The organism is Pedobacter paludis, from assembly GCF_003173575.1.
GTDB lineage: Bacteria > Bacteroidota > Bacteroidia > Sphingobacteriales > Sphingobacteriaceae > Pedobacter > Pedobacter paludis.
The window spans coordinates 100,664-112,028 of sequence record NZ_QGNY01000005.1 but is presented as its reverse complement, the minus strand read 5'-3'; the positions used below and the strand labels follow the sequence as shown (position 1 = coordinate 112,028).

General features: G+C 36.0%; 11 protein-coding genes. 6 read left to right on the top strand and 5 right to left on the bottom strand.

Annotation, left to right across the window (positions count from 1 at the left end):
* The first annotated feature begins 245 nt into the window (after nt 1-245).
* Both DF947_RS14730 and DF947_RS14725 read left to right on the top strand, forming a co-directional pair.
* A complete protein-coding gene (locus tag DF947_RS14730; RefSeq protein ID WP_109930814.1) occupies nt 246-1,880 on the top strand; it encodes an amidohydrolase in 1,635 nt (544 codons plus the stop codon).
* Nucleotides 1,867-3,684, top strand: coding sequence for a serine hydrolase domain-containing protein (locus tag DF947_RS14725; RefSeq protein WP_109930813.1), 1,818 nt, complete (start codon nt 1,867-1,869; stop codon nt 3,682-3,684). Before DF947_RS14730 ends, DF947_RS14725 begins: the two co-directional genes overlap by 14 nt.
* A 260-nt stretch (nt 3,685-3,944) precedes the next feature.
* On the opposite strand, the gene DF947_RS14720 is transcribed toward DF947_RS14725, so the two are convergent.
* From DF947_RS14720 to DF947_RS14700, 5 genes are all read right to left on the bottom strand, one after another.
* Complete coding sequence (locus DF947_RS14720) at nt 3,945-4,544, bottom strand: tetratricopeptide repeat protein (RefSeq protein ID WP_109930812.1); 600 nt, start codon at nt 4,542-4,544, stop codon at nt 3,945-3,947.
* Nucleotides 4,545-4,679: 135 nt separating this feature from the next.
* Nucleotides 4,680-5,069, bottom strand: coding sequence for a hypothetical protein (locus DF947_RS22255; protein WP_158526275.1), 390 nt, complete (start codon nt 5,067-5,069; stop codon nt 4,680-4,682).
* A 154-nt stretch (nt 5,070-5,223) separates the two neighbouring features.
* Nucleotides 5,224-5,625: a hypothetical protein gene (locus DF947_RS14710; RefSeq protein ID WP_109930810.1), complete on the bottom strand. Its 402-nt coding sequence runs from the start codon at nt 5,623-5,625 to the stop codon at nt 5,224-5,226.
* 67 nt (nt 5,626-5,692) lie between these two features.
* Nucleotides 5,693-6,286, bottom strand: a complete 594-nt coding sequence (locus DF947_RS14705; RefSeq protein ID WP_109930809.1) for a Crp/Fnr family transcriptional regulator — start codon at nt 6,284-6,286, stop codon at nt 5,693-5,695.
* Between the two features lie 213 nt (nt 6,287-6,499).
* Nucleotides 6,500-7,462, bottom strand: a complete 963-nt coding sequence (locus tag DF947_RS14700) for an isopenicillin N synthase family dioxygenase (RefSeq protein WP_109930808.1) — start codon at nt 7,460-7,462, stop codon at nt 6,500-6,502.
* A gap of 256 nt (nt 7,463-7,718) precedes the next feature.
* Between DF947_RS14700 and msrA the strand changes: the two genes are divergently transcribed.
* The 4 genes from msrA to DF947_RS14680 all read left to right on the top strand — a co-directional run bounded on the left by msrA (nt 7,719) and on the right by DF947_RS14680 (nt 11,328).
* Nucleotides 7,719-8,318, top strand: coding sequence for a peptide-methionine (S)-S-oxide reductase MsrA (gene msrA / locus DF947_RS14695; protein WP_109930807.1), 600 nt, complete (start codon nt 7,719-7,721; stop codon nt 8,316-8,318).
* Nucleotides 8,319-8,408: 90 nt separating this feature from the next.
* Nucleotides 8,409-8,759, top strand: coding sequence for a VOC family protein (locus DF947_RS14690; RefSeq protein WP_109930806.1), 351 nt, complete (start codon nt 8,409-8,411; stop codon nt 8,757-8,759).
* A gap of 142 nt (nt 8,760-8,901) precedes the next feature.
* Nucleotides 8,902-10,362, top strand: a complete 1,461-nt coding sequence (gene cysS / locus DF947_RS14685; RefSeq protein WP_109930805.1) for a cysteine--tRNA ligase — start codon at nt 8,902-8,904, stop codon at nt 10,360-10,362.
* A 108-nt stretch (nt 10,363-10,470) separates the two neighbouring features.
* Nucleotides 10,471-11,328 (top strand): nuclear transport factor 2 family protein, encoded by an 858-nt coding sequence (locus DF947_RS14680; protein ID WP_109930804.1) that lies wholly within the window; start codon nt 10,471-10,473, stop codon nt 11,326-11,328.
* The last annotated feature ends 37 nt before the right edge of the window (nt 11,329-11,365 follow it).

Genomic DNA, 11,365 nt, shown 5'->3' with positions numbered 1-11,365 from the left:
CAAGGCACTACCTTGGAGGGGAGTTCGGTAGTGCAGGAATATTGATTTGTACTATTATTTAATTACTGCACGCTAATTCATGTTAGTATTCCATGTTTTCGCACAAACAGCTCCCCTGCTAATTAGGAGGAGTTGGGGGTGGTTATTTTACGCCATAACAACCAAAAATTTCACAATTATTCTTAAGCCCTTTGTAAAGTCGAATTTACAAACACGAGTAATTACATTTTTCTATCTTTATCAACATGAAATCCTTTTTAACCGCACTAGTTATAATTGCAAGCCTTGCATCTTGTAGCAATAAAAAGCAAGCTGATGTAATTGTTTACAATGCCAAGATTTATACCGTTAATACGAAGTTCGATACTGTTGAGGCTTTCGCGGTAAAAGATGGAAAAATTTTAGAACTTGGTAAAACCGACGAAATAAAAGGCGATTATACTGCTAAAGAAGAAATTGATGCAAGCGGGAAAGTTGTTTATCCGGGGTTTATAGATGCGCATGCACATTTCTTTGGCTATGGACAAAGTCTTCAAGCAGCCGATTTAAGAGAAACAAAATCTTGGGAAGAAGTTTTAAAACGACTTTCTGATTTTGCTAAATCGCATCCAGATGGCTGGTTAATCGGAAACGGCTGGGATCAAAACGATTGGGAAAACAAAGCTTTTCCAACCAACGGACAACTCACTGCGCTCTTTCCAGATCGACCAGTATTCTTAAACAGAATTGATGGACATGCGGCTATTGCAAATCAGAAAGCACTTGATGAAGCTGGAATTAAACAGGCAAAGGTTTTGGTTGGAGGCGACATGCTTACTCAAAATGGAAAATTAACCGGGGTTTTGATAGATAATGCAGTTAGTTTGGTAGATAGCAAAATTCCATCGCCTGATGCCAAACTTGCGGAAAAGATTTTTACCGATGCACAGAAAAACTGCTTTGCAGCGGGTTTAACTACTATTGATGATTGTGGCCTGGATTGGCAAGCAGTAGAATTTGTAGAAAAATTACAAAAGGAAAATAAGCTGAAAATGCGATTGTACATTATGCTTTCCGATAACCCAGATAACTACAATTACCTTTTTAGTCGTGGGGCAATAAAAACGGCTCGGTTAAATGTTCGGGCATTTAAGGTTTACGCAGATGGTGCCTTGGGTTCTCGCGGTGCTTGCTTATTGCATCCATATAGCGATATGCCAAATAAAAGCGGTTTTCTTTTAAAGGATATTAAACACTATGAAGAAGTGGCCACAAAAATTGCTTCTGGCGGTTTTCAGATGTGCACACATGCCATCGGCGATTCTGCAAATCGCGTAATTTTAAAGATCTATAATAATGTTTTAAAAGGCAAAAACGATAAGCGTTGGAGAATAGAGCACGCTCAGGTTGTAAACGAAAACGATTTCCATTTATTTGGAAAATCAAATGTTATTCCATCGGTTCAGCCAACACATGCCACATCAGATATGTATTGGGCAGGGCAAAGATTGGGCGAAGCTAGACTAAAGGATGCTTATGCCTATAAGCAATTGCTCAAGCAAAACGGTTGGATTCCTTTGGGAACAGATTTTCCTGTCGAAAACATTAATCCATTATTAACGTTTTATGCAGCAACGGTTCGTCAAGATTCGAAAGGATTTCCAAAAGGAGGCTTTCAAAAAGAAAACGCTCTTACACCAGAAGAAGCTTTACGTGGAATGACCATTTGGGCGGCTAAGGCAAATTTTGAAGAAAAAGAAAAAGGGAGTTTAGAAGTTGGCAAATTGGCCGATTTTGTAATTTTAGATCACGATATTTTAAAGTCGACCCCACAGAACATATTAAAAACCAAAGTATTAAAAACCTATCTGAACGGAGAAAAAGTATATGAAGCGAAATAGATTATTTATTCTGGCCGTTGCCAGTTTCTTTAATGTTTTATGTTTAATGGCCTGTGCACAAGAACATGTAACCAACGAGAAAAAATTATCAATAACCAATGCCATTACCCAAACTACAGTTTTGCTGAATAATCAGGATTCTATCATTCCCTTAAAAAGACTGGAAAAAAAAAATGTGGCATCTGTAAGCTTAAGTTTTGCCTATAGTTCTGTTTTTGATAGCCTGGCAAATAAGTACGATAAAATCACATCCTTCTCCGCCGATTCTTATAAAGACAGTGTTAACCTTAACGATTTGGAAGATGACCTGAAATATTTTAGTACGGTAATTATTTCCATAGATGATCAGAATGTTAACAAAGCCAAATACATTAATTTTATAAATAGCATTAGCAAAAATAAAGAGGTCATCGTTACGCTTTTTGGTAATGGAACAGCTTTAAAATCGCTTGATGTTTTACGTGCGCCCTTAATTTGGACAGCACAAAACAATGTAGATGCAGCGGCTGTGGTTCCGCAATATATTTTTGGCGGAATTGCAGCAACCAGTAAACTTAAGACTAATTTTTCGCCTCGTTATACTATGGGTTCGGGTTTTACAACTTCAGTTACCAGATTAAAATATACCGTTCCAGAAGATGCTGGCATAAACTCAAACAACCTTAAAGAAATAGATGCAATTGCTGCTGAAGCCATTAGCCAAAAAGCTACACCAGGTTTGGTGGTTTTGGTAGCTAAAGATGGAAAGGTAATTTTTAATAAAGCTTACGGAAATCATACTTATGATGATAACATTCCCGATAAGGTTACCGATATTTTCGATCTGGCATCTGTAACCAAAGTTACTGCTACAACGCCATCAGTTATGCGTCTTTTCGAAGAAAACAAATTAAAGCTCGATACCAATATTGGCGCTTACATTCCTAAAGCCCGTACAACGCCGATGAACAATATCCAGGTTCGGGAAGTGATGTTGCACCAAGCTGGTTTTATTCCATACATCCCTTTTCATGATTATGTGAAAACCGGAGATTACAGTCGCGATTCTTCCGCCGCCTATCCAACAAAGGTGGCAGATAACTACTACATCAAAAAAGGGTTTTTTAAGGATTTTATGTGGCCTAAAATGCTCAATTCGCCAATTAAAACCCGTGGACAATATGTTTATAGCGACATCAGCATGTATGTAATGAAAGATATTGTTGAACATATTAGCGAGGAGCCTTTAAACCAATATGCTTACGAGAATTTTTATAAACCTTTGGGGATGCAAACGGCTGGTTTCTTGCCAAGAAACAGATTTAAGCAAGATCAGATTATTCCAACGGAAGATGATAAATATTTTAGAAAAACCTTATTAATTGGCTATGTTCACGATCAGGGTGCTGCACTTGCGGGTGGTGTATCCGGTCATGCGGGATTATTTGCAAGCAGTAATGATATGGCTATTTTTTATCAAATGCTTTTAAATAGAGGTACATACGGCGGACATGAATATTTCAAAACCTCAACAGTTGATATGTTTACTTCGAAACAATCGAATGTTAGTCGTAGGGGCTTAGGTTTCGATCGATGGGATCCTGATAGTACGAAACATTATCCATCAAACTTAGCCTCGCCACAAACTTACGGGCATACGGGTTATACGGGAACATGTATTTGGGTAGATCCATCTCGAGGTTTGGTGTATGTGTTTTTGTCTAATCGGGTAAACCCAACCGTAACCGATAAATTATCCAATTTAAAAATTAGAGGCCGCATTCAGGATGTAGTAAATAAAGCGATTGACGACTCGAAGAAATAATCAACTTACGAAGTTTCAAGAGGCGGAAACGTTAGAAGAACTTCGTCAGTTTTTAGAATAGCAATTTTTTTTATTTATAGACTGTCGAAGTTTCCCGCTTCATAATCCACCAAAACTTCGCAAGTCGGTTTTTCTGATCAACTTACGAAGTTTCAAAAGTCGGAAGCGTTGGAAGAACTTCGTCAGTTTTAAAAAGAATTTAGATTTGACAACTTTTATAACAGGAGCGCAAGATAGTTGTCAAATCTTATTCGGATTGTCTAATCCTCCAACAAAGTCACACAATCTGCACTCAAAGCTTTTAATCTATCCTTAATTGTTGTTAAAGCTTTATCATCTTTTAAGTTTTTATAGAGCACTTTAATCATGTCTAAAGTTTCATCATCAGGATCGCAAGCTTGAGATTTTTCCAAATATTTTGCTGTTTTTAAACTTAGCGCTTTAAGTTCATCAAAAGCTTTTTTGTAGGAATTTCCATTTACAGATTTATCAATTTCGATTAATTTTTTGCCCAGCTCCGCACATTTTTTATAATACATAAAGCCCAACGCCCGGTAGGGAACGTAGTAACCTGGCGTAATTTTTATAGATTCTTCGTAATAGGGAACAGCTTTTTCGATTTCACCATCTTCTTCATACAATCTTCCAAGGTGGTAGTTTACGTTTCCGAGTTGGGTTTTTGTCAATTCCGACGAACGTTGCAGCAAAGCAATGGCTTTAGTTTTTGCTTCGGGTTTTTCATCTGCATCCATTCTAACTTGAAGATAATCAAAATAAAGATCTTTTATATCCTGTTTTTGGGCATAAGCAAACTGGGTAATCAAGACTGCGAAAAAAGTGGATAATAGAATGTTTTTCATAATTAAATTAATAGTTGAAGATAATGATGTTTAGGCAGAATCAGCTTTTGTGTACATCTTTAAATTTAAGCATATCTAGTAAATGCTTTTTATGGAAAATAAAATAACTGTAGAATATTCGCAAACACAAAAATATCATTGTAAGCTCTTACTTGTGTTACAACATAGTATAATCCAAAAAACGATGAAAGGAATCAATAATGGAATTACCAAAAAGTTGGTTAAGATATAAACTAGAGGGATGAACAGAACAAACCATTTCTCGTATTTTGTAAAAATAATTAAGGGAAGTAAACAAACTCCTATTCCTCCCAACAGGGTCAATATACCAAAAGGGCTAACAATAAATGCAAATAAATTTGCCGTGTCTGTTAAGGAATACAAGGTGCTTAAAAACATGGAATAACCGTAAATCCATCCCTTGTCGCCTCCATTAAGTGGAACACCAATAAAAGTTGAAGCAATTAAAAACAAAATAATTAATATGGAAGTTAGCTTTTGTTCTGTTGACTTATCTATTTTCATTTTGGGGAATCTCAATTGTTTAATAAGTGTTTTGGTGAAAAACAAAACTACATCCATTAAATCGCCCAACTTTTGACAAAAGTCAAAAAACAAAAAAGCTGAAGATTGATCGTCAGCTCTTGAAACCGCAATTTAGAAATATTAGAAACAGACATTAGAAAGTGGTTAATTCTTTCTGGCTCTCAAAACTTTTAATTATTAGTAAAATTGAGCTTACCACAAATAGTAATAAAGGAAATACGAACCAAAATATTAATTTTTGATGATGCAATATGTCGGATAAAAATACTTCAAAACCCGTTAACGCAATAAAAGCAAAAATTAAGAGAAAGTGATCTTTATGTGGTCTAGAGAAGCTAATGCTGATTAGGCTAGCAAGGCTTAAAACACCAATTATTCCCAACCCCCATGATATCCCAAAAAATGTTTGTGATAATAAACTATCTATTAAACATAACAAACATAAAAGAATGCCGGCAAAATTTGGGATTCCGTGTGGGCCTAAGCCATTGATTAATAAGAATGAAGTAATTGAGATTATTTTGAGGTATTTCATAGGTATTGAATTTGCTTTTCAAATCTATGTGGTTTATGGCTTCCAACTTTTGACAAAAGTCAAAAAATCATTTTTGCTTTCTAATCCTGCTCAGCGTTTCCTGGGAAATGCCGAGATAAGAAGCAATATGTCCTAAAGACACTCTATGGAATAATTGTGGGTTATGCAACATTAACTGATCATAGCGTTGCTTGGCGCTCAACATTCTTAAATTATTGGTTTGTTTCTCGTTGCGGATGTAATAATATTCAGTGAGTTTCCTGCCCGAATAATTAAACTCCATAAACTGAAGATACATTGCGTCCAACCGCTCTCGCTTTACAGCAATCAATGTAGAATCTTCAAGCGTTTCAATATATTCAAAACTTGGCTGACCAGTAAAAAAGCCAAAAACAGAAATAAGCAGTTCGTTTTCAAACAGAAACCAGGTATTGGTTTCCTTGCCCTCCTTATCAAGATAATAAACCCTTGCGCCACCCTTTACTATAAAATAAATAGTATTGCTGTTTTCTCCTGCATTTAATATGATGGTTTTCCTTTTAATTTCTATAACCTCGCTGTTTTTGATTATGGCATGCTTTATTTCTTCGCTAAGCGGGTAAATTGAATTAAAAACTGCAAATATTCCCTGATAATGAGCTGGATATGTTTCGTTAGGCATAGCTAAAATTATAACGGGATGTTATCCAGAAACAGGGAGAATATTCAAATATATAATTATGGTTAAAAACATAACAATAACTTCAATAGATTTTACCATTTAAAACTGCTGTGCGTAGCTTAAAAAAGCAATAAAAAAGCGCCGAATTAATTCGGCGCTTAAATTAGATTGTTATGTTTCGATGTAGTATCGAAGCTCGAATGAGGATATTTTCTATTTCTTCAAACCAATTTCTCTTAACCTTTCATCAAGATATTCTCCAGCAGTCATATCGCTGTAAACCTTAGGGTGTTCAGCATCGATGGTTGATGGTAGACTTGTTAAATCCATATCACTTCTTGGATGCAAGAAAAATGGAACCGAGAAACGAGAGGTTTTCATTAGTTCGCGAGGTGGATTTACCACTCTATGGGTTGTCGATTTTAACTTGTTGTTGGTTAAGCGCTGTAACATATCGCCAACATTTACCACAATATCCGTATGGTGTGCTTTAATTGGCAACCATTCGTTGCTTCGGGTTAAAACTTCCAAACCATCAGCACTTGCGCCAATTAATAAAGTAATTAGATTAATATCTTCATGCGCTCCAGCACGTACTGCGTCATCAGGAATGGTTTCCGGATTTTCTATCGGGAAGTAATGAATGCCTCTTAAAATAGAATTTCCGTTATGAACATGTTGATCAAAATAATCAATCGGTAATTCTAAATAAGTTGCAATGGCACGCAATAAGTGCGTTCCATTTTCTTCGAGTTTTTTATAAATTCCTCCAGTTACCTTATTAAATTCTGGAAGTTCTTCTAAAACCTCATTATCAGGATATTCATTTTTAACAGGATCACCGTCTGTAACTTCCTGACCAATTTGCCAAAATTCCTTTAAATCGGGTGTTTTAGCACCTTTCGCAGTTTCTTTTCCTGCACTTGTATATCCACGCTGTCCGGCCAGTTCTGGCTTTTCGTATTTTCTTTTTGTTTCTACTGGTAATGCGAAGGCTGCTTTTATGTTTTCGTAAAGTTTATCAATCAAATCCTGACTCAAGCCATGGTTTGTGATGGTTACGAAACCAGAATCGTTGAATGCTCTTCCAAGTTCATCAGAAAATTTTTTGCGTTCTTCTTCAGTTCCGTTAATGTACGAGCCTAAATCTAAACAGGGAATATACGGTGTAGACATGTTTCTTAATTTTAATGTAATACGAATTTAAAAAAGAATTGTTAATAAGCGTGTTTTAGGTAAAAATTATAGATTCAATAAATTAAAAATCAGTAATTTAAGTTATTAACAATAACAACTGATTCACCAAAATGTTAGATTGTCATCCAAAATCCATTATTAATCATCCAGAAACTTTAGGCGCTTTAATTTCGTAATATAGTAGACCAAGCTAAAAGACTCAAGTTAAAGCTTGCAAGGAAACATAACACACAATATGAAAAAAATAATTTTAATCTTATTATCGGTATTGGCTTTAAATCAAGCGAATGCCCAAGGAAAAAAAACCGAAAAGGCCACTTTTGGAATGGGCTGTTTCTGGTGTACCGAGGCTATATTTCAAAAACTGAAAGGCGTGGTATCGGTAAAGTCAGGTTATGAAGGTGGTACGTTGAATAATCCTACTTACGAAGAAGTTTGTACAGGTTTAACTGGACATGCGGAGGTTTTAGAAATCACTTATAATCTGATGGAGATTACCTATTCGGATTTACTGGAAGTTTTTTGGAAAAGCCATGATCCAACAACATTAAATCGTCAAGGCGCTGATAGCGGAACGCAATATCGCTCTGTAGTTTTTTATCATACGCCAGAGCAAAAAGTTTTGGCCGAAAAATATAAAGCAGAGCTGAACAAAACCAATGCTTATGGCAAAAAGGTGGTAACCGCTATAGAATCTGCCAAACCTTTTTATGTTGCCGAAAATTATCATCAGAATTATTATTTAAAAAATGGAAGTGCTCCATATTGTAGATTGGTAATTTTGCCCAAGCTAGAAAAACTTGAAAAAGTTTTTAAGGCAAAGTTGAAAAACTAATTGACCGGAATTGATTGTTACATAAAATCCTGTGCTAAAACCACGGGATTTTTTGTTTTAAAACGTAATTTAGAAATATAGACTATTGTTATGGTAAAGCGCATCGTTTTAAATGTTAATACCCCAGAAATATCCAAAGCCACATCTTTTTATCAGAATATTTTGGGTTTGGATTTGTTAATGGATCATGGTTGGATAGCAACTTACGGACTCGCTCATCAACAAATGGATATTCAAATTAGCTTTGCAAGCGAAGGTGGTTCGGGAACACAGACACCTGATTTATCAATTGAGGTGGATAATCTGGAAGAAGTTTTAAAAAAGATCAAATCTGCAGGTTTCACCATTGAATATGGGCCAGTTGATGAGTCATGGGGCGTACGTAGATTTTACACCCGAAATCCATTCGGCAAGCTTGTTAATATATTAAGCCATATTTGATGAAATTCTATTTTAGGCTAATCAACATGATTAGTCCTTCAATGCTGGTTTATTCATTGAATAATTGTCAATTAACCAATCTGAACAATTAAACAATTAACCATTACTCAAACTTTCCGATGCTAAATATTACATTTGCAGTATGAATACTGGCTTACAGCTTTATAATACGCTTTCTCGTAAAAAAGAACTTTTTCAACCTTTAAATGCACCCAATGTTGGGATGTATGTTTGTGGTCCAACTGTTTATAGCGATGTGCATTTGGGCAATTGCCGCACTTTTATGTCGTTCGATTTAATTTTTAGATACCTTAAATATTCGGGCTATAAAGTTCGTTATGTACGTAATATTACCGATGCCGGGCACTTAGAGGGCGATAGGGATGAGGGTGATGATAAATTTGCAAAAAGAGCAAAGCTAGAGCAGTTAGAGCCAATGGAAATTGTACAAAAGTACACTTTGGGTTTCCATGATGTAATGCGGATGCTCAATACCTTGCCTCCTAGCATCGAACCTACCGCAACGGGTCACATCATCGAACAGATTGAAATGATCAAGATAATTATCGCCAATGGCTATGGTTATGAAATAGATGGAAACGTATATTTTGATGTAGAAAAATACAGCGAAAAGTATAACTACACCATATTAACCAATCGTAATTTGGAAGATATGCTGGCCAATACCAGAGAACTGGGCGGACAGAATGAAAAACGTGGTCGACTGGATTTTGCACTGTGGATAAAAGCTAAGCCAGAAACTTTAATGCAGTGGCAATCGCCATGGGGCATGGGTTTTCCGGGTTGGCATATAGAATGTTCGGCAATGAGCGCTAAGTACTTGGGTGCCGAATTTGATATTCATGGTGGCGGAATGGATTTGGCGGCAACACACCACACCAACGAAATTGCACAATCAGAAGCGTGTAGCCACCATCAGCCTGCCCGTTACTGGATGCATACCAACATGCTTACGGTTAACGGAACGAGAATGTCCAAATCGGCAGGAAACGGTTTTCTTCCTTTAGAATTATTTACCGGAGATCATCCGCTTTTGAAGAAAGGCTACAGCCCAATGACGGTTAAGTTTTTTATGTTGCAGGCACATTATAGAAGTACATTAGATTTCTCCAATGATGCTTTAGATGCTTCAGAAAAAGGTTTTAGAAGATTAATGGCTGCGGTAAATCTCTTAGATAAATTATCGGTTTCGGATCAAAACGAATTTGATTTAGATGTCTTGAAAGAGAAATGCATTAATGCAATGAACGATGATTTTAATAGTCCGGTTTTAATAGCCGAATTATTTGAAGCGGTAAGAATTATCAATACCGTTTACGATGGAAAAGGTAAGATCACTGCAGAGGCATTAGAAAAACTAAAGCAGTTGATGAATGATTTCGTTTTCGACATTTTAGGCTTAAAAGATGAAGAAACAGGAAATCTAGAGTTGAACAGCGTTTTAGAAATGGTTATCGAACTTCGTAAGGAAGCAAAGGAAAACAAAGATTACGCAACTTCTGACAAGATTCGAATTGGTTTGCAGGAATTGGGAATCCAGTTAAAAGACGGTAAGGAAGGTACAACTTGGAGTAAGGCTTAATTTGCTTATTTGTAAGACTTCTAATTCTTAAATGTGCAATTGTTAATTACTTTTAAGTGCATGAATTGAAGAATATTTTATATTCGCCAAACATATATCTAAACCATAATGAAACGATTATTTTCAACTACAATAGCTATTGCTTTAACATTAAGTGCTGTTGCACAAAAAAGCGATGGAAGTACAAAATCATTAGTAAACGCAGAAAAGGAATTTGCCAAATCTATCGCGAAAAATGGCGATAAAGATTCATATTTGGAATATTCTTTAAATAGCGCTTTGGTTTTCAGACCAAACCCTGTTAATGCAAAGACTTTTTATACAAGCCAAACCAAAGGCATGAATGAGGTTACCTGGGAACCAAACTTAGCTAAAGTTTCTCGCAGTGGCGATTTAGGTTTTACAACTGGTCCATATGCGGTAGGAGGAGACGATAAAAAATACGGTCAGTATTTATCCATCTGGAAAGTAGAAAACGGAAAATGGAAGTTGGCCATCGATTTGGGCACATCTAGCAACAAACCATTAAATAAGGTAACTACACAATTTGTTGAACCCAAAGACCATGTTGCACCCAAATTTCTTAATGAAAAAGAAGTTAAAGCCGGTAAAGATATTATCTTAACAACTGAAAAAACTTTAAATACCTTATTGAAAACCCATGGTATTGCAGCTTTCGGAGGTTTCTTAACGGAAGATGCAAGATTACTTTTCCCGGGTAATGATGCAATAAATGGTAAGGGAAAAATCATTTCCTATTTCAACGGAATGATTAGTAAAATTAGCTTAAAAACCAACGGTGTAGATAAAGCAATAGGCAGCGATTTAGCATACACTTATGGCGTTGCAACTATTGATTATAAGGCAGATTTAAGAGAAAGCTTTAATTATGTTTTTGTTTACGAGAAAGCGGCAGACCATACCTGGAACTTAGTTGTACAGGCATTTGTTCCTGCTGAAAGATAATTATAATGTGAATTTCGAAAAAAGGGCGCTCGTAATA